24 protein-coding genes are annotated in these 20,775 nt (G+C 47.3%); 3 read left to right on the top strand and 21 right to left on the bottom strand.

Annotation, left to right across the window (positions count from 1 at the left end; all coding sequences use genetic code 11):
- Positions 1-22: 22 nt before the first annotated feature.
- From accB to spoIIIAA, 9 genes are all read right to left on the bottom strand, one after another.
- The gene (accB, locus tag BM056_RS00370) at positions 23-1,876 is read right to left on the bottom strand and encodes an acetyl-CoA carboxylase biotin carboxyl carrier protein (RefSeq protein ID WP_174549922.1); all 1,854 of its coding nucleotides are present in this window, start codon (positions 1,874-1,876) and stop codon (positions 23-25) included.
- Positions 1,877-2,035: 159 nt separating this feature from the next.
- Positions 2,036-2,680 carry a SpoIIIAH-like family protein gene (locus BM056_RS00365; RefSeq protein ID WP_092467581.1) on the bottom strand — a complete coding sequence of 215 codons (645 nt, stop codon included), beginning with the start codon at positions 2,678-2,680 and terminating at the stop codon, positions 2,036-2,038.
- Positions 2,677-3,285, bottom strand: a complete 609-nt coding sequence (gene spoIIIAG / locus BM056_RS00360; protein WP_092467579.1) for a stage III sporulation protein AG — start codon at positions 3,283-3,285, stop codon at positions 2,677-2,679. The genes BM056_RS00365 and spoIIIAG overlap by 4 nt, the downstream gene beginning before the upstream one ends.
- A gap of 127 nt (positions 3,286-3,412) precedes the next feature.
- The gene (locus BM056_RS00355) at positions 3,413-4,051 is read right to left on the bottom strand and encodes a stage III sporulation protein AF (RefSeq protein WP_092467577.1); all 639 of its coding nucleotides are present in this window, start codon (positions 4,049-4,051) and stop codon (positions 3,413-3,415) included.
- A 27-nt stretch (positions 4,052-4,078) separates the two neighbouring features.
- Positions 4,079-5,245 carry a stage III sporulation protein AE gene (gene spoIIIAE / locus BM056_RS00350; protein WP_435050943.1) on the bottom strand — a complete coding sequence of 389 codons (1,167 nt, stop codon included), beginning with the start codon at positions 5,243-5,245 and terminating at the stop codon, positions 4,079-4,081.
- Between the two features lie 42 nt (positions 5,246-5,287).
- Positions 5,288-5,677: a stage III sporulation protein AD gene (gene spoIIIAD, locus BM056_RS00345; protein WP_092467574.1), complete on the bottom strand. Its 390-nt coding sequence runs from the start codon at positions 5,675-5,677 to the stop codon at positions 5,288-5,290.
- Positions 5,678-5,688: 11 nt separating this feature from the next.
- A complete protein-coding gene (gene spoIIIAC / locus BM056_RS00340) occupies positions 5,689-5,892 on the bottom strand; it encodes a stage III sporulation protein AC (protein WP_092467572.1) in 204 nt (67 codons plus the stop codon).
- A 16-nt stretch (positions 5,893-5,908) separates the two neighbouring features.
- Complete coding sequence (gene spoIIIAB, locus BM056_RS00335; RefSeq protein WP_092467570.1) at positions 5,909-6,427, bottom strand: stage III sporulation protein SpoIIIAB; 519 nt, start codon at positions 6,425-6,427, stop codon at positions 5,909-5,911.
- Positions 6,415-7,434: a stage III sporulation protein AA gene (gene spoIIIAA, locus BM056_RS00330; protein WP_174549921.1), complete on the bottom strand. Its 1,020-nt coding sequence runs from the start codon at positions 7,432-7,434 to the stop codon at positions 6,415-6,417. Before spoIIIAA ends, spoIIIAB begins: the two co-directional genes overlap by 13 nt.
- A gap of 234 nt (positions 7,435-7,668) precedes the next feature.
- On the opposite strand from spoIIIAA, the gene BM056_RS00325 reads away from it, so the two are divergent.
- Together BM056_RS00325 and BM056_RS00320 are read left to right on the top strand one after the other, a co-directional pair.
- Positions 7,669-7,947 (top strand): hypothetical protein, encoded by a 279-nt coding sequence (locus tag BM056_RS00325; protein ID WP_207648108.1) that lies wholly within the window; start codon positions 7,669-7,671, stop codon positions 7,945-7,947.
- Between the two features lie 24 nt (positions 7,948-7,971).
- Positions 7,972-8,214, top strand: a complete 243-nt coding sequence (locus tag BM056_RS00320; protein ID WP_092467568.1) for a DUF2283 domain-containing protein — start codon at positions 7,972-7,974, stop codon at positions 8,212-8,214.
- A 125-nt stretch (positions 8,215-8,339) separates the two neighbouring features.
- Here BM056_RS00320 and BM056_RS00315 read toward each other — a convergent pair whose 3' ends face one another.
- From BM056_RS00315 to BM056_RS00285, 7 genes are all read right to left on the bottom strand, one after another.
- Positions 8,340-10,025, bottom strand: coding sequence for an FAD-dependent oxidoreductase (locus BM056_RS00315; protein ID WP_092467566.1), 1,686 nt, complete (start codon positions 10,023-10,025; stop codon positions 8,340-8,342).
- 320 nt (positions 10,026-10,345) lie between these two features.
- Positions 10,346-10,780 (bottom strand): CD1247 N-terminal domain-containing protein, encoded by a 435-nt coding sequence (locus BM056_RS00310; protein WP_092467564.1) that lies wholly within the window; start codon positions 10,778-10,780, stop codon positions 10,346-10,348.
- An 82-nt stretch (positions 10,781-10,862) separates the two neighbouring features.
- Positions 10,863-11,420 (bottom strand): elongation factor P, encoded by a 558-nt coding sequence (efp, locus tag BM056_RS00305; RefSeq protein ID WP_092467562.1) that lies wholly within the window; start codon positions 11,418-11,420, stop codon positions 10,863-10,865.
- A 114-nt stretch (positions 11,421-11,534) separates the two neighbouring features.
- Complete coding sequence (locus BM056_RS00300; protein WP_092467560.1) at positions 11,535-12,608, bottom strand: M24 family metallopeptidase; 1,074 nt, start codon at positions 12,606-12,608, stop codon at positions 11,535-11,537.
- A gap of 67 nt (positions 12,609-12,675) precedes the next feature.
- Positions 12,676-13,122, bottom strand: coding sequence for a type II 3-dehydroquinate dehydratase (aroQ, locus tag BM056_RS00295; RefSeq protein WP_092467559.1), 447 nt, complete (start codon positions 13,120-13,122; stop codon positions 12,676-12,678).
- Positions 13,123-13,358: 236 nt separating this feature from the next.
- Positions 13,359-14,702, bottom strand: coding sequence for a TldD/PmbA family protein (locus BM056_RS00290; RefSeq protein WP_092467557.1), 1,344 nt, complete (start codon positions 14,700-14,702; stop codon positions 13,359-13,361).
- Positions 14,703-14,830: 128 nt separating this feature from the next.
- The gene (locus tag BM056_RS00285) at positions 14,831-15,046 is read right to left on the bottom strand and encodes a hypothetical protein (RefSeq protein ID WP_027363472.1); all 216 of its coding nucleotides are present in this window, start codon (positions 15,044-15,046) and stop codon (positions 14,831-14,833) included.
- Between the two features lie 248 nt (positions 15,047-15,294).
- Between BM056_RS00285 and BM056_RS00280 the strand changes: the two genes are divergently transcribed.
- The gene (locus BM056_RS00280; protein WP_092467555.1) at positions 15,295-15,558 is read left to right on the top strand and encodes a DUF3243 domain-containing protein; all 264 of its coding nucleotides are present in this window, start codon (positions 15,295-15,297) and stop codon (positions 15,556-15,558) included.
- 85 nt (positions 15,559-15,643) lie between these two features.
- On the opposite strand, the gene BM056_RS00275 is transcribed toward BM056_RS00280, so the two are convergent.
- From BM056_RS00275 to BM056_RS00255, 5 genes are read right to left on the bottom strand one after another with little or no spacing between them, the layout of a single operon-like run.
- Positions 15,644-16,870 (bottom strand): TolC family protein, encoded by a 1,227-nt coding sequence (locus tag BM056_RS00275; protein ID WP_238456255.1) that lies wholly within the window; start codon positions 16,868-16,870, stop codon positions 15,644-15,646.
- On the bottom strand, positions 16,863-18,050 hold the full coding sequence (locus BM056_RS00270) for an ABC transporter permease (RefSeq protein WP_092467551.1): 1,188 nt from the start codon (positions 18,048-18,050) through the stop codon (positions 16,863-16,865). Before BM056_RS00270 ends, BM056_RS00275 begins: the two co-directional genes overlap by 8 nt.
- A gap of 8 nt (positions 18,051-18,058) precedes the next feature.
- A complete protein-coding gene (locus BM056_RS00265; protein WP_238456254.1) occupies positions 18,059-19,207 on the bottom strand; it encodes an efflux RND transporter periplasmic adaptor subunit in 1,149 nt (382 codons plus the stop codon).
- A gap of 5 nt (positions 19,208-19,212) precedes the next feature.
- Complete coding sequence (locus BM056_RS00260) at positions 19,213-19,905, bottom strand: ABC transporter ATP-binding protein (RefSeq protein WP_092467549.1); 693 nt, start codon at positions 19,903-19,905, stop codon at positions 19,213-19,215.
- 1 nt (position 19,906) lies between these two features.
- Entirely contained in the window at positions 19,907-20,638 is a 732-nt protein-coding gene (locus tag BM056_RS00255; RefSeq protein WP_092467548.1) for a hypothetical protein, read from the bottom strand.
- Positions 20,639-20,775: the final 137 nt, after the last annotated feature.

The raw sequence follows: 20,775 nt of genomic DNA, 5'->3' as shown, positions 1-20,775 counted from the left end.
TTTTGTTTACCCACCTATTCTGTTAATCCTCCTGCACAATCACCAGCGGTTGGCCGTACTCCACGGTCTGGGCGTTATCTACTAAAATCTTGACCACGGTGCCGTTTACTTCAGACTCTATTTCATTCATCAACTTCATGGCCTCAATGATGCACAGGGTCTGCCCCTTTTCAACCCTGGTCCCGACTTCAACGAAAGGCTCGGCCTCGGGAGCGGGGGCCCGGTAAAAGGTTCCCACCATGGGTGATTTAACAACCGCTCCTTCCGGTTCAGGCTCCTTTTGGGAAACAGCCTTGGGAGGCGCCGGCGGGGCCGCGCTGCTTTTGTTTTCATCAACCTCTTTGTCGTCGTGGTTAATGCCTTCCCTGGCAGCCCCCGCCTTTCTTATCGCCAGCTTCACCCCGTCACTATCAAGGGAAAATTCGGCTATATCGGTTTGGTTGATTACCTGGATCAGTTCCTTAATTTGTGCCAAATCCATTTCATTTTCCTCCTTTGGACTGTTAGTGGATACTTTTTCACGGTTATTGAGAGCGCCGGTTGCACGCTGACGGCGTTGTTCCCAAAACTTTTTGGTGATTTGAGGGAAAATAGCATACGAGATTACGTCTTCCGCCGAGCGGGCCACTCCCTGCAGTTCGCTCTCCACCTTTTGCAGCCTGGGCTCCAGCATATCAGCAGGACGGCAGGTGATGGGCTTTTTACCCGCCAGCACCTTGCGGGCGATTTCCTCATCCACGGGGGCCGGCGGTTTTCCGTACAGCCCCTGAAAATAGGCTTTTACCTCTCCGGGCACCAGTTTATACCGCTCGCCCAGCAGCACATTTAATACCGCCTGGGTGCCGACAATCTGGCTGGTTGGAGTTACCAGCGGGGGGTAACCCAACTCCCGGCGCACCCTGGGGATTTCATTCAACACCTGCGGCAGCAGATGGGCCGACTTTTGTTCTTCCAACTGGGTTACCAGGTTGGTAATCATTCCCCCCGGAACCTGATGTTCAAAAACCCTCATATCGTTAATCCGCGTAACTCCGCGCTCGTAGCCCCGTTCCTTGCGCACCTCTTCAAAATACCCGGCGATTTCAAACAGCAGGACCATATCCAGGCCGGTATCGTAGGGTGTTCCCTGCAGAGCCCTGACCACTGTTTCCACCGGAGGCTGTGACGCCCCAAAGGCCAGGGGCACTGCAGCCGTATCTATTACGTCCACCCCGGCCTCAACAGCTTTAAGGTAGGTTGCCAGTGCCAATCCACCGATATAATGGCTGTGCAGTTGTACCGGCAGCCCCGTTTTTGCTTTTATTTTACTGATCAGTTCGTAGGCCTGGTAAGGAGTCAGCAAGCCGGCCATGTCCTTGACGCAAATTGAGTGCACCCCCAGTTCCTCCAACCTTACAGCAGTCTCCAGGTAGTGTTCGGTATTATGAACGGGACTGATCGTATATACCACAGAAGCCTGCACATGGGCCCCCGTCCTGATTCCTGTTTTAATTGCCGTCTCCATATTGCGTATATCATTTAAAGCATCAAAAATCCGGATGATATCAATGCCGTTTTCCACCATTCTGGTGACAAATGCCTCAACCACATCATCCGGATAATGCTGGTAGCCAACCAACGATTGCCCTCTAAGCAGCATTTGCAGTGGCGTTCGCTTAACATAAGATTTAATTATGCGCAACCTTTCCCAGGGGTCTTCATTCAGATAGCGCAGGCACACATCAAACGTTGCGCCTCCCCAAACCTCCAGCGAATGATAGCCCACCCGGTCCAGTTTCTCAACTATAGGAAGCATATCGTCTATGCGCATCCTGGTAGCCCATAAACTCTGGTGTCCGTCACGCAAGGTGGTATCGGTAATTTTTACTGCACGCATTATGATCTCCTCCCAAAAAAAAGAGGCTGTTTAATTTGTAAACAACCCATTACACATAATGAATTATATTATTTTTGAGGAAATTTTAAATAGCTTTAGCGCAAGTATACAATATTTCGATCAAATACACTGTATACAGTACAATATATATGGTATTCTTTAAAAATCTTTGGTTATGATAATTACATTTTCTTCAGTTACACCGGTGCTTTTCGCCACCAGCTGGGTCAGGTCGTAGTTGTCTTCGGCAGCAACCTCTTTTTGACCCGGCTGAACAACCACGGTTACGCTATCTCCGTCCAGAAAAACTGCGGCATCCTGGAAACCCCTGGCCCTGAGCAAGTTCTCCAATTCCATTTCTTTGGAAATACTGCTGCTGATATTTAAAAATTTCTCATGAGCGGTTTTGCGTGTTTCCTCATCAATGGAAGAAGAGGCCATTACCTCCCTCAGTAATTCCACCTGCTTACCCCTGGCCCTTTCCCTGTCCATACGGTACTCCACAAAAAAAGCTTCGGGGTCGGAAATGTCACTTTGCGTTTCCCAAGCTTCCTGTGGATCTTCAAACACCTGCTCTTCAGAATTTAAATTTTGGCTGTCTTCAGGGTTTGCATCCCCGGTAAGGGAAGGGCTTTGAGGCTGCTCTGGCTGAGTGATGAAAACGCTGGTAGGTTCCGTCTCGCCAAAAATGCCGGCTATTTTTTGAGCCGCACCGCTGAAGCCCGCCACGCAACAGGCTATTCCCAATAGGGCTAATAAGCCCAGCGCAATTTTTTTGCGGTTAACTTTAATCACTTTTATCATTGCAATCCCTCCTTTTTCATTGGAAGAACAATAACCTTTTGGGGTTCAACACCTAGCGCCACCTGTGCCGCCCGGAACAAACTGGCTTTAACCAGCGGGTCATCGGCCCCCTCGGCCACCACCAGCACCCCGGCCACCTCCGGCGCCATTTCCCGTTCCAACACAGGTCCTTCGTAGCCCTGTTCACTCCTGCTTAATACCACTTGACCGGAGTTGGTGTTTTCAGTGATCTGCCTGGTACCGCCGCTCTGGTCCTTTTCCTGGGTAGTTTTTAACCCGGACGTGGTATTAATGGCATAGTTGTTATAAGTAGATGTGGCCAGGTTTACCGAAACCTCTACCCGTCCCGCCCCTGAAACATCCTCCAGCATTTGCTGCAATTCCACAGCCAGTGCTTTTTCTTCTTTACTCATGAGAGAATCTCCGGCAACACTGGTTTTCACCGCATCTTCCGGCTTCTGTCCGCCTTGCGGCTGCGTGTTTGGGGAAGCCGGCTTTCCGGTGCCGCAGCTGCCCAGCAGCATCAGTAGAACCCCCAGCATTAAAAGCAGCAACAGCACCCAAAATTGTCTGTTGCGTGGGTTAAAGATGTCTTTTTTGTCCATACTCTCACCTCGCACAAAATGATTATTTCAGTAGCCAGGAGTCAGAATTCAGGAGTCAGAATACTACTAACGATGAATGATTCTCTCATTCCGACTACTAACTCCTAACCAACTAACCACTAACCAACTATCTAAATTCAAACCGCACTTGATCGGGCTGCAGATTATAAAATTGGGCCACTGCACGGACCACTTCACCGGCGGCTTTCTTTTCTTCCGGTGAAACTTTGACTTGATCCTTGGCCAGTTGAGTGTCGATGTTGTTTCCTATCGCCCCAATCTCAACCGGAGCTACATTTATGCCTTTTTCACCACGAGCCTGCTCTTCTGTCCTGTCGGCAGCCGGGCCGAAGATGATAGTGATTTCATTAACGTCATTCATCTCACCACCCAATTGAACCAAGGCTTCCCTGGCGCTCACAGTTGGATTTAACCTGGCCATGGACAGCACCTGGCTGGCAATTCCCTGCTTATACTGTTCAACTGCCTCATCCTGGTTTAGTTCAGAGAGTTTCTTCCCGGTGGCGATGATATCATCCAGCGGCGGGGCTCCGCCTCCTTCACCAACCTTTAGCTGCGGAACCTCCTGCATCAGGCTCAGATTTAGAGCACCGGCTGCCGTTTGCACCACAGCCAGTATCACCAAAAGCCCCATCACCATTTTGACATAACGTCGCATGTCACCCTTGGGCAGTATCATCTCAATAAACACCGCCAGCAAGACAATGATCACTATGGTTTTAATAAGCTCGCGGATCATATCCATGGTATTTAGCACTCCCTAAGGCATTTGTTAATGCAGCATTACTGTAATGTTGCCCAGACCGACCACTATCGCCAGAGCAAAGAAGAACAGCAGCCCTACCGTGGCCACAGCGGCAAAAACAGTAATCAGGCTGTTGCCCAGTCCGTTCAGGCAGTCGCTGATCCTGTCTTCGCCCACCGGCTGAATTACCGCGCCGGCCAATTTATAAATCAAAGCAATAGTGATGATTTTAATCAGTGGTATCACTACAATCATGGCAATGATCAAAACCCCTGCAATCCCCACTGCGTTTTTGATCAAAAGCGATGAGCGGATAACCGCCTCCAAAGCGTCGCTGAACATGCCCCCCACCACGGGGATAAATGTTCCCGTGGCAAATTTTGCGGTGCGAAAAGTTAAACTGTCGCCCACCGCGCCTGCCACTCCCTGTAAAGCCATAACCCCTAAAAAGATGGTGCTCATCAGTCCCATTAAGCCCATTGCCGCCCCTTTGCACAAGCCGGCCAGCCTGGATACCTGGAAGTGCTTGGACAAACCGTTGACTATTTCCAGCACTGCGGCAAAAAATATCAGCGGCAGGATAACATTTTTAATTACAGTGCCAAAGACAGCAATAGTAAGGAATATAACCGGGTGAAAGATGGCCGCCGATGCGATGCCCCCTACCGCAACCAGCAGTGTAAGCAACAAGGGCAACAGGGCTTGCATAAAGATAACCATTTTATCTACAACTTCCCGCCCCATATGGATGGCAAGCCCGAAAGAGCCAATAGCCAGTGTGATGATTACCAGGTAGGCCACCATGTGGGTTAACTGCCCGGTGGTTCCCTTTTCAAACGCGCCGGTCAGATTCTGCAAAACAGCGCAAATTACGGCCAGCACCACCAATTTTCCCAAAAGGGCGGAATTGGCCACCACCTCGCGGAAAATATATTTGATGCACTGGTTAAAAATCTCTGTAGGCTGCAATGAAATTTTTCCCGTTGCAATGCCTGTAACCAGAGAACGAAAGTCTGTTTCCGGCAGGGCGCTTTTAATGTCATTATCCATGCGGTTAACAAAACTCTGAATTTGTCCCATGTCCAAATTGCCCAGTTGGTCATCCAATCCCTGTTCCGGTTCCGGGGCCGCCCAGGCAGCTACGGGGAGAATTGTAGTTAAAAATATAAACATGGTTAGAGCAAGGTATGTTATTTTTTTCAAATTTATCACCCCTTTGCACCCCTCACACGCCCCTTACGGAATCAGCCGCAACAGCGCCTGCAATACCGCCACTACGATAGGCAGCGCCAGCATGAGCACCATAACCTTGGCCGCCAGTTCCACTTTTACGGCAATGGCGCCCTGTTCCGCGTCCCGGCAAATCTGGGCTATAAAGTCCGCTATGTAGGCGATACCTATAATTTTCAACAATGTGCCCAGGTAAAAAGAGCTTATATCGGCACGATCGGACAGCTGCTTGAGGATATCGATAATTGCCCCGACTTTGCCGATTACCAGCAGGAAAATGATAACGCCAACCGCTATCCCCAGCAGCACAGCCATAGGCGGCTTGTTGTATTTAAGCACCACCGCCAGTACCGCCCCGATTAAGGCGATGCTGGATATTTGAAATACAAAGTCCACGCTACCACCGCCTAAAACAGTCTAAATACAGATTTTACCTCATCGAAGAGGGTGCCCAGCATCTGAATAACCATAATCAGCACCACCGCAATTCCCGTGAGGGTTACCGCAAACCCGTAATCCTCCTTTTCAGAGTTTTTTAGCACCATGTGAGCAACGGCCACCAGAATTCCAATTCCGGCAATTTTGAAAATCAGATCGATGTTGGCACCCATAAGCACTCCTCCTTTTTTAATAAAGGGCCAATACTATCACCAGTCCACCCAGCAAACCAACATAGTTCCACATTTTAACGTTTTTTTGGGCAGCTTCCTCCGCCGCGGCCAGAGCTGCTTTCAGCTGTTCCGCCGCCAGCCGGATATGTTTCCCTTGATCTTCACGATCAGAGATACCTATACTGTTGCCCAACCCCCTGATGATGGATAAATCACTTTCCGAAAGGGAGCTGCGCTGGTGATACCACTGCAGTGATTCGCACCATGCTTCCCGGGCCGGCCGGCCGCTGCCGGTTCGTAATTCCCCGGCAATGCGCCCGAACAAAGCCGAGATGGGAGAACCCATTTGCTCAGCCGCCCTGGCCAGCGCTTCCGGCAGCGGGGTGGCAACGTATGTTATCTCGGTTTCCAGCATCTGCAGCGCAGAGATTAGCTGACGCAGCTCGCGCGGCCTGCGGGAGTAGAGGCCGGCCTTCTTCCATCCGACCAGCCCGCTGGCTGTGACAATGAGCAATCCACCGATTAGTTTGAGCATTGCTTCACCCCCGGTTGAGGCAGTTCACTGCCGGTATATATTTTTTCCACTGTCCCCACACCACGGGATCTGCCAAGCTGTACAAACCGGTCAATAATGTTTAGCTGCAGCAAATATTTCAGTGCCGGTCTGCCGGCCAGTTCCCGCAGTGATGAACCATGGATGGTTACGATAACGCGCACTCCGGCGTTAAAAACTTCCTCCAGCGCCTTAATGTCCTCCATTTTGCCTATTTCGTCAGTAACAATAACATCCGGTGACATCGCCCTGAGCAATATCATCATCCCCTGGGCTTTGGGACAGCCATCGAGCACGTCGGTCCTGACCCCGACATCCATTTGAGGAACGCCCCGGTGGCATCCGGCAATCTCGGAACGCTCGTCCACCACACCCACAGTACGGCCCGGGAAATTGAGCCCCGGCATCCCGTCGCTAATTAGCCGCACCAGATCCCGGAGCAAAGTGGTCTTGCCGCAGCGCGGCGGGGAAAATATCACCGTATGATAAACGCTACCGGCTGTACGATCGATTAGCTTACCCAGCACACCGCCGGCAATCCCTTTGACCTCCCGGCAAACCCTGATGTTTAAGCCCGATAGGTGTTTAATTGTTTTAATCCGGCCGTTTTCCAGGACCGTTTTCCCGGTTAGCCCCACCCTGTGCCCACCCGGCAGGGTCAGGTACCCGTTTCTCAGCTCTTCTTCCAGCGCGTAAATGGAATAACCGCTGATGTTGTGAATTACTTTTTCCAGGTCGGCAGCTTCGATTACGAATCCGCCGGCGGGTGTATGACTAACCGATCCGTCCCGTCGCACGAAAAAGTCAGTGCCCCCCGCCCCCAACATCATAGGCCTGTCCCGGCGCAGCCTGATTTCCTCCAGTTCGGAAAGGTAACGCTGCGGCACGGAGCTGATGATCGCTTTAAGCTCGGGTGATAAAAAAGAAACTATTTGCCGCCATGCGTCTTCCGTCCGCAAAGCCGCTTTTGCCGCTGTTATTCCGCTCAACTTTTTCCTCCTTTCCGAGAAGGGTTTGGGATTAAGCCCGTCCTCTTTTATAAATGTGTATTTTTGTTGCTGGAAAAATATGCCCAAAAAAATTCAGGTACCAGGCACCTGAATCATGCAAATTAAAGAAATAACCTTTATAATAAGGGTAGGGATAATGCTTACCTATATCTCTATGAGAGTCTCAAAAGTTTTTTGTAAATTGGTTTATACTTTAAGGAGATGAATTTTAATTTGGTATTAATAGGTGTTGCGATCTCTGTAAATGGTGTTCCTATAAGGTTGACGGATGAAAGGTGGAAACATATAGTAATCGGACATCCCGAATTAAAGGATTTGTTTACAGAGGTTATAAATACAATAAGGGAACCTTTATCAGTTAGGCTGGGAAATAATGATGAGCTTTTGGCGGTACAAAGAATTGGAGGTAGGTACATACATAGGGGTAGTTTATCGGGAGATCAATACAAAGGATGGTTTTATAATTACTGCTTTTATTACAAAGAAAATTAAACAAATGCAAAGGAGGCTGCGGGTATGGCCGAAGTAGCTGAATTGAGTAAGGTTGTTCGCACATTACCGGCCCTGGTTTCGGCTCTGGGCCAAAACCAGATCTTTTTACATTACGATGATGAAGCCGATATTCTTTACATTAACTTTAATGATACGCCCGTTGAAGCAGATGATAGTGAACTAACAGACGATGACTTAATTATTCGTTATCTGAGCGGGAAAATAGTCGGAATAACAATGCTTAATGCCCGCGGGAAAAGCAACTAAAAGTTAGGCTCCAGATATATGACAAGGGGACGGAATTGCTAAAACTCAACAACCCTGTCCCCTTGTTGCTAAGACGGGCGGACATTGGGTCGTCCGCCCCTACACTTTCCTAAGATGGTGCCGCTTTAGAACTCGTACGGCCAGGCCTGGAGGCCGCCCTCCATGTACTTGACATCCTTGAACCCGGCACCTTTTAGTATACGCAGTGCCTCGTAGCTTCTGGTGCCAAGGGCGCAGAGCGCCACGATCTCCTTGTCCCTGGGGATCTCGTTAATCCTTTCCCGCAGGTCGCCCAGCACCACCAGCATCACCCTGTCGTCTTTTAAATGGCGCATTTTAAACTGGCCTTCGGTGCGCACGTCCAGGATCACCATGTCGTCACCGCGCTCCATTTTCTCTTTGAGTTCTCTTACGCTGATGGTCTCGGCCAGTCCGGCTACTTTGTTGCGTACAATATTTGCCGCGTGCATGGCCACGTCAATGGGTGTGGAGAAGGGGGGAGCGTAGCCCAGGTCGACTTCAGCCAGTTGGTCCGCGGTGGCGTTAAAGGTTATCGCCGTAGCCGCAACGTCAATCCGTTTTACTGCGTCGCCCAAACCCAAAGCCTGAGCGCCGAGAATCCTGCCCGTGCCTTCCTCGGTAATCAGTTTCATCATTACCATTCCATGCTCCGGATGGTAATGCGTGCGGTCGAAGCCGTGAAAAACCCCGGTTACGACCTTGTAGCCAAGGTCGCGGGCCTGTTTTTCGCCCAGTCCGGTCCGGCCGACATTAAAGCCCATGGCATGCATCACAGCCGTGCCCAGGACGCCCTTGAATACAGTATTCCCACCGGTAAGGTTATCTCCCACTACGCGTCCCTGCCTGTTGGCCGAAGTGGCCATGGGGAGAAATACTTTTTTACCGCTAATCAGATGCGTAGTTTCAGCGCAATCGCCCAGAGCATAAATTTCCGGGTCACTGGTCTGCAGGTATTCATTAACCGCAATGGCTCCGGTATCTCCGATTACCAGGCCGGCGTCACGGGCCAGTTTAACGTTCGGGCGCACCCCTACCGCCACCACAACCAGTTCGGCGTCAACCGGACCTTGATCAGTGACAACCGTGGTCACGTTGCCGTCTTCGTCACCTTCCAGCTTTAACACTTTATGGCCCAGGTAAAATTCAATACCCTGATCCGTTAGCTTTTTAGCCAGCAGCTCAGCCATATCAGGATCCATCATACCCGGCAGAATCTGATCCTGAAGCTCTATCACCGAGCAAAACATATGCAGTTTCATCAGCGCGTCGGCGGTTTCCAAGCCGATCAAACCGGCGCCGATAATAGCCGCCTCGCCGCCTTCACCGGCACCAAGCATTTCCTTGATTTTTTGCGCATCCTCGGGGTGATTGAGTTTATGTACCCCTTTTAAATTCAACCCTTCAATGGGCGGCACAAACGGCTCGGCCCCTGTGGCCAATACTAGCTTGTCATAAGGCAGTGCTTGCTTTTCACCGGTCTCAAGATTCTCAACCAGTACTTCTTTTTTGTCCCTGTCAATGGATTTGGCTTCAGTCCGGGTTAATACCCGGCACCCTTTTTCCCGCCAGAAATAATCTTCATCTCTAATAACACCGTAGGTGGTCTCAAACAGCAGATCATATTTATGAACTTCACCCGACAGGTAATAAGGCATGCCGCAACCGGCATAAGAGATTAATTTACCCTTCTCAATAATGGTTATTTCAGCCTCGGGATCCAGCCGGCGAGCCCTTGCCGCCGCTTTCGGCCCCGCGGCCACACCACCGATAATCACGATTTTTTTGCCCATTTCTTCCCACCCCGCTTGATAGTTATTTTTAACTTGTTTTGAACAATACCCCATTTTACACCTGGGTTAATTGTAAATCGTACATGCTGTGCAGTCAAGAACCACCCGGGTCATTAACATGCTATATTCGCATATTATAATAAAGAAGACTTGGTTCAAGGTGGGGTTTTGACCCCATCTGAACCTTAGTCGCACTTATTTCGAGCTTACAGCCTGTTAATCCCCGACCTAAGAGGGCGGGGTTTTACAGGCTGTGCGAAGATAAAAAAATTAAGCGACAGGATAACCTCCTGCCGCCATTTTTTATGCTTTTTTAATTTTTACAAGTCTTCTTCAACCGAAGCTACAGCCTGTCCCGTAATTTCTTCAACGTCATCGGCCGATTCAAAGCTATCATCATTTACAAAAACAACCTCATCGCAATTGGGACAGGTTACTTCGATAATATCCTCATCTTCTACTATTCCGGAATCGAACAAAACAGTTTCACCGCAGCGAGGGCAGTCCACCTCCACGTAATCTTCCATATCCTCTTCATCCAAGTCGGTTTCAAGAGAATACAGATCCTCATCAATGGTCTCCACATAATCTTCCAGTTGTTCCTGGGCATTCTCAAGTTCGGAAAACGAATCGGCAAAATCCTCCAATACACTGATGATATTTTGTATTATTTTTCCTTCCTTGCTTTCGCCCTCCAGGTTCAGCCCGGTTGAAAGCCCCTGCAGGTAAGCCACTTTTGATCTAAGGTCGGACATTAAGAAACCCCCTTTGGTTTTCCAAGATACATTTCAACAAAAATAGTATCCCTCGCACCGGGGGTTTTTAAACATATATTTCCTAAACTCTTTTGATGTAATGGCCTGTGCGGGTATCTATCTGCAGCACATCGCCGATGTTAATAAAAAACGGCACCTGGACGACATACCCCGTCTCCATTGTCGCCGGCTTGGAACCACCCGATGCCGTATCGCCTTTGATGCCGGGCGCTGTTTCCACCACTTCCAGGTCAACGTAGTTGGGCAGGTCCACACCTATTGATTCGCCCTTGAATGTTAGGATGCTGATAACCATATTTTCCTTCAAAAACTTAATTGCATCTTCCAGTTGATCTTTGCTCATAGCAAACTGATCGTAGGTTTCCATATCCATAAAATTATAATCGGTTCCGTCGTTATAAAGATACTGCACTTCTTTGCGCTCCACCCTGGCCCGGGGGATTTTTTCACCGGCATTAAAGGTTTTGTCGACCACAGCGCCGGTCCTGAGGTTCCTTAGCTTGGAGCGGACAAATGCCGCACCCTTACCGGGCTTTACGTGCTGAAAGTCCACAACCTGGTACACGTCACCTTCCAGCTCAATGGTTAAACCTGTGCGAAATTCATTGGTTGATATCAAGTTCCCCGCCTCCTAAAAAAGTAGTCAGGAGTCAGGAGTCAGAATTCAGAATATTATATAACCGGTTCTTATGTTGATTCCTGATTTCTGACTCCTGGCTCCTCGTGTTTACATTCAAGCAAGAATTATTAACTTGTCTTTAGGTGATTTTGTCAAAACCCGGCAGCCGTCTTTTTCCACCACTACACTGTCTTCAATCCGGACTCCGCCGACCCCGGGCAGGTAAATGCCCGGCTCCACCGTAACCACCATTCCTTCAAGCAGCACGGTATTATCCCTGGAGGACAGGCGCGGCGCCTCATGCACCGCCAGGCCCACTCCATGGCCGGTCCCGTGTCCGAAATATCCGCCATAACCATAGGACTCGATAACCTGACGGGCCGCGCTGTCCGCCGAGCTGGCGGTTATACCGGCCCTGACTGCGGCAAGCCCGGCTAGTTGGGCCTCCAGCACGATAGAGTAAATTTTCTTTAATTCCGCCGGCGGCTCGCCCAGCGCTACTGTCCTGGTCATATCAGAATTGTAATTGTCCAGAACAACACCAAAATCCAGGGTGATAAGGTCACCGTAGCCGATAACCCTGTCCGTGGCAGTTCCGTGCGGTAATGATGACCTGGGACCGGATGCGATAATAAAGGGAAAGGCCGGACCCGATGCGCCTTTTTGGCGTAAATAGGTTTCCAGTTCAAACTCAAGCTCTTGCTCAGTGATACCGGGTTTTATCCGCCCGCAGATAAAGTCAAACCCATCGTCCAGCAGGGACATGGACCTGGCAATAGCCAACAGCTCGCCACTGTCCTTAACCTGCCTGCCCCGTTCAACCACCCCTGTTGCCGGTTTAAGTTCAACACCTTGAAGCTTGCCTTTAAGCTGTTCATAACAATGATAACTTATGTAATCCGCTTCAAAGGTTATGGATTTTAGTCCCAATGAGCTGACCATATCAGCAAGTGTGTCTTCCATGGTTTCCCGCAATTTATAAATTTCAAGGTGCGGGCTTTGTTGTTTGGCCTGTTCAATGTATCGAAAATCAGTGATCAGGAAAGACTTTTTTTCTGTAACCAATACGGCACCGGAACTACCGGTAAAGCCGCTGAGGTACAGCCTGTTTTCCGGCTGCATAACCAACATCGCGCTGGTTCCGCTTTCAGCCAGGTACCCGGCAATTCGCTTAACTCGCTCCATCATTATTAAATGTCCTCCGTTGCTCAAACAGACACCGAAATTTGTGTATTAGGTGAAATCGTTGCAGGCCTTAGATTGAATGGTACTCGGGTTTTAAATCGACAGCCGCCCTTAATGCCAATAAATAACCCGCCGCGCCGAAACCGGATACCTGCCCGGCCGCCACCGGCGCTATCACCGAATGCCGCCTGAATTCCTCCCGGGTGTAAATATTGGAAAGATGAACCTCAATCACCGGAATACTAATAGCGGCAACAGCATCGCGCAGCGCGTAGCTGTAATGGGTATGGGCTCCTGGATTAAAAATGACCGCGGAGAAATTATCTCTTGCTTCGTGCAGCCGGTCAATTAAAGCGCCTTCGTGGTTGGATTGAAAAAAATCAAGCTCAACGCCCAATTCGCCGGCCAGGGCCAGCATGGACGACTTTATTTGATCAAGGGTAACAGCACCGTAAACGCCGGGTTCCCGCAGCCCCAACAGGTTCAAATTGGGTCCGTTTAAAACTAATATTCTCACGCTTTTCCCCCTAAAAATACTGGAAATATTTTAACATAATCCCCTTAAGTTGCAAAGTCAGTTAATGCCAGCACCTTTCAAACAATTACTTGACATGCATGTGGTAATGGGATAAGTTCATTCATTATTAATGAACTTGGTACTTGCGCTGCCTGCCCTCATCACTTATTTTGGTTATTTAATCGTATTGGTTTTACTGCATCATTAAAGGTAAAAGGATTTTTTGAAAAATGAGCCTAATGGCCACTGATGCTCATAGCCGATACGCGGATCGTCGGCGCGCCTTTGCCGCCGAAAAATTGCAGATCGCTGCCCACCGCATCGACCGACTTCAGCAAATCCGTGATATTACCGGCAATGGCCATTCCCCGCACCGGACGGGCCGGTTTCCCGTTTTCTATCCACAGCCCGCTGGCACCGACAGAAAAGTCGCCACTGATAGGGTTGGCGGTATGCATGCCCATAACTTCCGTCACGTAAAAACCGTTATTGATTTCACCGATAATTTCTTCCGGCTTTTTAGCGCCGGGCTCGATAAAAAAGTTGGTGGTGCCCACTTCGGGTGTCCCTTTAAAGGAGCCACGCACACCGTTCCCGGTGGAAAGTACTTTGTCCTTAGCAGCAGTGTAAGTATTATGCAAAAAGCACTTTAACACACCTCCCTCGATCAGTACCGTGCGGGAGGTTGGAACTCCTTCCCCGTCAAAGGGAGCGGAAGAGATGCCGTCTTTTAATGTGCCGTCGTCTACCAGGTTGATGTTCCCCGAGCCCACCTGCTGTCCGACTTTTCCCGCAAACAGGGAGCGCCCCTTTTGCACTGCCTCGGCAGAAAGCGCCGGCGCCAGCATACCCAGAAACCCTGTTGCCACATACGGGTCCAAAATAACCGGCGCCTTTTGGGTGGCACCAGGCTTTGCGCCCAACATGCGGACAGCCCTTTCCGCTGCCTGCCTTCCGAACTTGGAGGGATCCAGCTCAGCAAAGCGAAGACCGTAGCCCAGCGCAAAGCCCGTTTGGCTGTCCTCACCCTGCCCTGCTACCAGGGCTATGTACATACCGCAATAGGCACCAAGGTAATGCAAAGAAGTCCCCTTGGAATTAAACAGGGTAACTTCAACCTCACCATCCTGGTAAGTTGAGCTCTCAATAACGCTGATTCTTTTGTCAAAAGCCCGGGCCTCATTTTCCATCGACTTGGCCATTTCAATTTTTTGCTCCACCGCGGCGTTTTTAATACCGGGATCAAACAAATCCATCTGCGGGTAGGACGGAGCCGGCACCGGAAGCGTTCTTAAAGGGTCTGGTTCCGCACAGGACGCGTTGGCCAGGGCTTGTCTCGCGACCTCTTCGAGAGCACTGTCTCCGAAATCCGTGGTAAAAGCAAAACCGGTCTTCCCGCCTGCAAAAACTCTTATCCCCATGCCCCTGTCTTCAGCCAGCTTCATCGTTTCAATTGACCCGTTGCGAACGTCAACTACCAGTTCCTTACTGTTGCCGATATATGCTTCAGCCATATCAGCGCCCAACTTTGCAGCTTTTTGAACGGCGCCTTCGGCATATTTGCCATATCTCGATTCCATTGTTTATCACCCGCTCCTTTCAGTTAAAATAGTATAATTCAATAAAAGATATACTATTCCTTTTAGTACCAACAAAATCAAGCGCGCAAATCAAACGCGCAAAATAAAAACTGCCTTTGAGCAGGCAGCTAATGCATATAACTGGAATTTGCAGTCAAAGCTATCAAGTCTTTGAAGGCCACCGGTGCCAACTCCTGTACTGCTACTTCCCGGACCGAATGTGGATCCAACATAGCAACTATTGCTACCCTTTCTCCAGAACTCTGGTCTGTATAAAACCCGATAATACAAAATTGGGCTTCCTCACCGGCAAACCTTCTGGTGACAATATCGCCAATTTTCATAAATAAATACCTCCTACAAGGAAGTATCGACCACCGGGATGACATACATTTTCCCGGCTGACATTACATTTTTCTTTACCTTCTACAACATATGCCTTTACACAGGTATTTGTGAAATATAAATATTATCTCATTATATAAAGATTGGTTAGATATGAAAATTTTTCTGGTTAAAAGAATAACATCTTAAATTTTGGAGAAAATATTTTATATCAAAAATCATTTAAAACTTTAAGGTGGGGATAAGCATGGATTTTAATTTTGCCAGAAACGCCAATACCGACTGGGTAACATGGAAAAATTACCTCAAGCAGGCGATGGAGTTCGCTGAAGAACTGGGCATTTCCAGGGATAAAATTCAAAATTTAGCCAATCAGGCAGGAGACCTGTTAGCCCAAAATGTACCGCCGGCCAATCCGGAGCAGCAGCTTTTAAAAGAACTATGGAACGCTGCAGACCAGAGCGAGCGCCAAACGCTGGCCCGTTTGATGACCAAGGTGGTAAACCAGTAAAAGATGGATTAAAGCGCCTGTTTTTATGACAGGCGCTTTTTTCGATTTATTTGAGTTTTTTGGGGTTAGTTTTTGTTTTCCCATTTTAGAATATTCCGTTTTCCGCCAACTCAATACTGTTATAAGCCAAATAGAAGGCATACCCGGCGGATACATTTTTATTTTTTGAGTTTAGATAATTTAATTCGCTTTGCAAAAGGTCAAGCTTTGATATCTGGCCTAATTCATATCTCTTTTTATCCCATTCGTAACTATTCTGAGCATCTTCAAGGTTTATTAAAGATAATTTATAATCTTCCTGTTTTATTTTAAAGTCGGATATTAAATTATTAATTGAATCCTTTAAATTAAATTTTTCATCTTCCAGTTGCAGCTCTTTTTCTTTAATATCTAATCTTATTAAGCTGCGCTGGTTATAATCATCAGTATCATCTAAATCGTCCTCATTATTATCTATAGTTCGTTTAATAACCGATAACGTATCATAATTTTGGGTAGCTTTAGACAGCAATGCATCATACTCAGGTAATTCAAACTCCTCCGGGACATCAAATGCGACTAATGTTAAATTATCATCATAATCTCTGCCCATTATGTCATTTAAGTTTCCTTTTAGAGCTTTAATTAAATTATTAAGATCAATTATCTGTTTGTTTAGACTTTCTGCATCTGAGGACATTTTATTAACATTAGCTTGATTACTGCTGCCTAACTGCATTTTTGCTTTTTCTGATTCAAACAAATTAAGGTCTATGGCATATTCTTTATTTAATGCCTGCAGATTTTCCTCCTGTATCAATATTGTTGTGTATTGCTGTTCCACCTGGTATTCCAATTGTTTTTGGTATTTTTCTGCTGCTTTAATTGAGTCATCATAATTATCTTCGGCGTCATTTTTGTTATTTAGCAATGTTTGTACTGACTTGGCCTGTTGGACTGCATTATCCATCTTAGAAGACATTTCTTCTTGTATTTTATTTATCTCGTCTGCATCCGGTGGATTATCTGGATCATTGTTATTTAATTCTTCATTTAATTGTTCTTCAAGGTCATTGTATTGGGAGATCAGTCTCTCGTTTTCCCTTTCGGCTTCATTTAACTGGTTTTTAGACTGGTTTAATTGATATTTCGCTTTGTCTGCATCATTTTGATACTTTACATAGCTTCTGCTGTTTTCATTAGCTAATTTTTTAGCTTGATCCAAAGTTATACTATCATCTGCAGCAAATGCGCCGGAAAAACTGCCAAGGGTAAAAAACAGTGTCATTAATACGATAAATTTCCATCTCATCATAACACCACCTTTATTCATATCTTAAAGCTTCTATTGGGTTTAACTCGGCAGCCTTTAATGCCGGATAAAAACCAAAGAACACACCGGTAACCATGGAAAAAATTAAGCCCAACAAAATTCCGTTTAATGTAGGGATAGCCGGAAGCTCGAAATATTTCAACAAAGGGACGGTGAAAAAACCAATAATGACGCCTAACACACCGCCGACCAGGCTAATAACAACGGCCTCCAGTAAAAACTGGCTCAATATCTCCCGTTTTTTAGCTCCGATCGCTTTTAATGTTCCTATTTCTTTGGTCCTTTCCTTAACTGTCACAAACATTACGTTCATAATTCCTATGCCGCTGACGATTAAGACGACTACGGCAACCGCCAGCAACAGCAAGGACATGGTTCTGGCCGACTCCTGAGCCGCCGCCAATCTGCTTCCCGCATCCACAATGCGAAATTGGTCCGCCCCCCCGACACGGTGATTCGCGTCAAGAATATTGGTAATATCGCTGATTGCCGCTTGAACAGTGTCCAGGCCCGTAGCCTGAGCCATAATCATGGGATTGGCCCTGGTGCCCAATAAATACTTTTGCCCCACTGTGTAAGTGATAAAGGCCGAGTCGTCATAGCTCATGCCCGGACCGGCATCTCCCACCCGGTTATAGATGCCCACCACTTCAAATTTCCTGCCGTTGATGCTGATGTTTTGCCCGACGATTTCAGAAGGATTGCCGTCGGTAAGCGTGTTGGCCAATTCCGCCCCCACTACCACACATTTATTTTTTTTAGTTTCATCTTCCTCTTCCAGCATTCTACCCTCTTGTATTGTTAAATGGCTGTTTTGCTGAAAATCCGGGAGGATGGCTACAAAACTGCCTCTGGTAGAATAGTTATCGTAATTAATATCACCATTGCCCTGCAATACAGGATAAGCCTGGCCGATATTCTCACTTTCCGCAAACAGCTGGGCATCCTGAGCTGTTAACGGGTCCACCACCCGGCCCCTTTGGGCGGCCATAACGATAATAGTCCCAACGTTAAGCCTGGAATATTGCTCATTAACCTGGGCCTCTCCCCCCGCCCCAATGGCCACCACTAAAAATATGGTAACTGTGCCGACAATAACCCCCAGCGTAGTGAGAAAAGTTCGCATCTTATTCTGGTAGATGTTGGTTAAGACAAGTTTAATTAGCTGTTTTAGCTTCAAAAAATCACCTACTTCTGGTAAACCACAGTTTCACCAACATTGAGACCGTCCAAAACCTCTACTTCATTGCCATCGGTAAAACCGGCTTTAATTTGCTTATCTACCTGTTGACCGGATCTGTCGATTACAGTTACAACCTGTTTGCCATCCACCATTCTAATGGACTTGTAGGGTACAATTAAACAGTTATTTACTTCTTTTAATATAAATGAAACACTACAGGTCATCCCGTCTTTTAATTCAGGGCTGGGGTCTTTTATCGTTACTTCAACTGAATAATTAACCAAACCGGATGAATCTTCAGATGGCAGCGAGTTTATTTTGCTTACTTCCCCCGCAAATTTTTGGTCCGGCAAGGCTTCCGCAGTCACATAAACTTTTTGCCCCACTTTGATTTGACTAATATCATATTCAATTACATTTGTTACTGCTTTGACAACATTACTTTCATGGACAATGGCAAAGTCCTCTTCATCCGTAAGGCTTTCCCCCACTTTCGCCGATAGACCTAAAACAACACCGGAAACCGGCGCATATAAAATTGTATCTTCTAAATCCTCTTGAGCCATTTTCACCTGTAATTCATCTTGCTGCAGTTCCTTATTTTTATTGAGCTCATATTGTTTCAACATGTTTTGATATTCCGTTTCTTTGTTATCAAGTTCCATCTTTTTCATCTTAATATCATTTGCTGAATAAGCATCAGGAATAGCTTCCATCTCCTGGTACTCATCTTTTAATAATTGCAGATCAGATTCAGTTTTCTTAATACTTAGCTCATCATTTAACAGGCTGGTTTGTTGCTCCTCCTGTGCATCTTGCAGCCTAGCCAGGGCTAACTGGTACTGGTCCTGATAATCCTTGTCGTTTAGTTTGGCAATAATGTCACCTTTGTTGACCTTATCGCCCTCGGCAACCTGTATTTCAGAGATAGTGCCTTTAACGCCAAACCTCAAATTTACCTTGGAATAGTCAATGGTTCCGTCAGAATCAAATCCGACAACAATATCGTTTCTGGTTACCTGTGCTTGCTCATATTGTACTTCTGTGTTTTCAGCCTGATTTTTGTTTTTCAACCAATAGCTTGTACCCGCCGCTATGACAATAACCGAGATGACCATAAACCAGATGGCTTTTTTATTTTTAAGCTTGATCAACTCCTTTAACCCCCATCGCTGTATATTTTACCGTCACGTATGTAGAATATTTTTTTAACTTCCTCCGCCACTTCAACATCGTGAGTAATAATTACTATGGTGTTCCCCTCGCTGTTAAGCTCCCTAAAAATTTCCATGGCATCTTTACTTGATTTGCTATCCAAATTTCCTGTAGGCTCATCTGCTAAAATCAATGGTGGATTGCCTGCTATCGCCCTGGCAATGGCCACCCGCTGCTGCTGCCCGCCGGACAGTTCATTGGGCCGGTGCTGCAGCCTGTCCCCCAGGCCTAAACGGCTTAATTTTTCTTTGGCTGTTTCCCCGGCTTCCTTTTCATTTACACCGCGATAAAGTAAAGGAAGCATAACATTTTGGATCGCCGACAGCCTGGGCATCAAATTAAATTTTTGAAAAACGAAACCTATTTTTTGATTTCTTATCTCGGCTAATTCGTTGTCCCTGGCTTTTAAAACATCCATGCCGTCTAAATAATACTGACCGGCAGTGGGCAAGTCCAAACAGCCCAGTATATTCATTAAAGTAGACTTGCCGGAACCGGAAGGTCCTAAAATTGCTGTAAAGTCACTTTGAAAAACCTGAATGCTGATGTCATCCAAGACTTTAAGCTCTTCAGCGCCGTTCTGGTAAATCTTGACAATGTTTTTAGCATCTATGATACATTTCGCGTTATCCATCATATTACTGTCTACCGCCCGCGCCTGATGTGCCCCCGCCCATGCCTGGGTTAATAATCACCCCACCCATGCCTGGTTGCATGCCGCCTCCGCCTCCTGGTGTTTGTCCGCCCGCACCTTGTCTGTTGCCCATTGCGCCACTACCACTCATTACCTGGACAAATGAAACTGTATCATCTGTTTTCCAGATGCGTAAAATTGTATCCTTTTTAATCTCTGTGAGCCCAACCTGGTTGGCTCCATTGCTGCCCCTTTGCATTGTTACAATGGGAGTTCCCACCGGTATAATAAATGTTTCGGTTTCATCGGTAAAATTCATGCTATTAGCCCGGTTTTGAGCTTGGCCTGGCTGCAGACCAAGCTTTTGCATTTCCTCTCTTGCTTGTTCAGGAGTGATTTTGCCGCTTTGGAGGTCTGCACGCAGGGATTGCATTTTATCCTGTGCCTCATCGCTTACCGGTTCCTCTTTTGGTGTATCTTGTTTTGGTGACTCCTCATTTTGAGCAACTTCCCCTTTAAACACGATTACTTCATTGCCGACAATATCTTTGACCTTGCCAAATAAAGCCGGTTGTTCCTCGGGAAGAGCGACCTGCTGTGCCGCTGTATCAGCTGCAGTATTCTCCTGCGCAGCCTTTTGAGGGGTCTGGGTACCGCTCTGGGTACCGTTGCTGCAGCCGATTACCAGCACTGAGATCAGTGCAATAAACAATATATTAATTCTGTTAAGCTTCACGTATATCACCTCATTTTTAATATGCCAATTACATAACTGATCAGTTTTTCAAAATTGACAGCAAAAAATATTACTAATGCTAATGATACCTCCTTTACACCGCTTGTTATTGTGTTTATCTGGATAATTTACCTTAC

Source organism: Desulfotruncus arcticus DSM 17038, assembly GCF_900113335.1.
In the GTDB taxonomy this organism is placed as follows: domain Bacteria; phylum Bacillota; class Desulfotomaculia; order Desulfotomaculales; family Desulfallaceae; genus Desulfotruncus; species Desulfotruncus arcticus.
Note: the sequence above shows the minus strand (reverse complement) of the source record. Positions and strands in the feature narration are given on the sequence as shown.

Coding starts and splice junctions, on each gene's coding strand:
- BM056_RS00285 (WP_027363472.1), bottom strand. CDS start 15,046: ATGAAAATTGGCGATATTGTCACCAGAAGGTTTGCCGGTGAGGAAGCC.
- BM056_RS00310 (WP_092467564.1), bottom strand. CDS start 10,780: ATGTCCGACCTTAGATCAAAAGTGGCTTACCTGCAGGGGCTTTCAACC.
- BM056_RS00280 (WP_092467555.1), top strand. CDS start 15,295: ATGGATTTTAATTTTGCCAGAAACGCCAATACCGACTGGGTAACATGG.
- spoIIIAC (WP_092467572.1), bottom strand. CDS start 5,892: ATGGGTGCCAACATCGATCTGATTTTCAAAATTGCCGGAATTGGAATT.
- BM056_RS00365 (WP_092467581.1), bottom strand. CDS start 2,680: ATGATAAAAGTGATTAAAGTTAACCGCAAAAAAATTGCGCTGGGCTTA.
- BM056_RS00290 (WP_092467557.1), bottom strand. CDS start 14,702: ATGGAATCGAGATATGGCAAATATGCCGAAGGCGCCGTTCAAAAAGCT.
- BM056_RS00355 (WP_092467577.1), bottom strand. CDS start 4,051: ATGGATATGATCCGCGAGCTTATTAAAACCATAGTGATCATTGTCTTG.
- BM056_RS00300 (WP_092467560.1), bottom strand. CDS start 12,608: ATGATGGAGCGAGTTAAGCGAATTGCCGGGTACCTGGCTGAAAGCGGA.
- accB (WP_174549922.1), bottom strand. CDS start 1,876: ATGCGTGCAGTAAAAATTACCGATACCACCTTGCGTGACGGACACCAG.
- spoIIIAG (WP_092467579.1), bottom strand. CDS start 3,285: ATGGACAAAAAAGACATCTTTAACCCACGCAACAGACAATTTTGGGTG.
- spoIIIAB (WP_092467570.1), bottom strand. CDS start 6,427: ATGCTCAAACTAATCGGTGGATTGCTCATTGTCACAGCCAGCGGGCTG.
- BM056_RS00315 (WP_092467566.1), bottom strand. CDS start 10,025: ATGGGCAAAAAAATCGTGATTATCGGTGGTGTGGCCGCGGGGCCGAAA.
- BM056_RS00260 (WP_092467549.1), bottom strand. CDS start 19,905: ATGATGGATAACGCGAAATGTATCATAGATGCTAAAAACATTGTCAAG.
- BM056_RS00320 (WP_092467568.1), top strand. CDS start 7,972: ATGGCCGAAGTAGCTGAATTGAGTAAGGTTGTTCGCACATTACCGGCC.
- BM056_RS00275 (WP_238456255.1), bottom strand. CDS start 16,870: ATGAATAAAGGTGGTGTTATGATGAGATGGAAATTTATCGTATTAATG.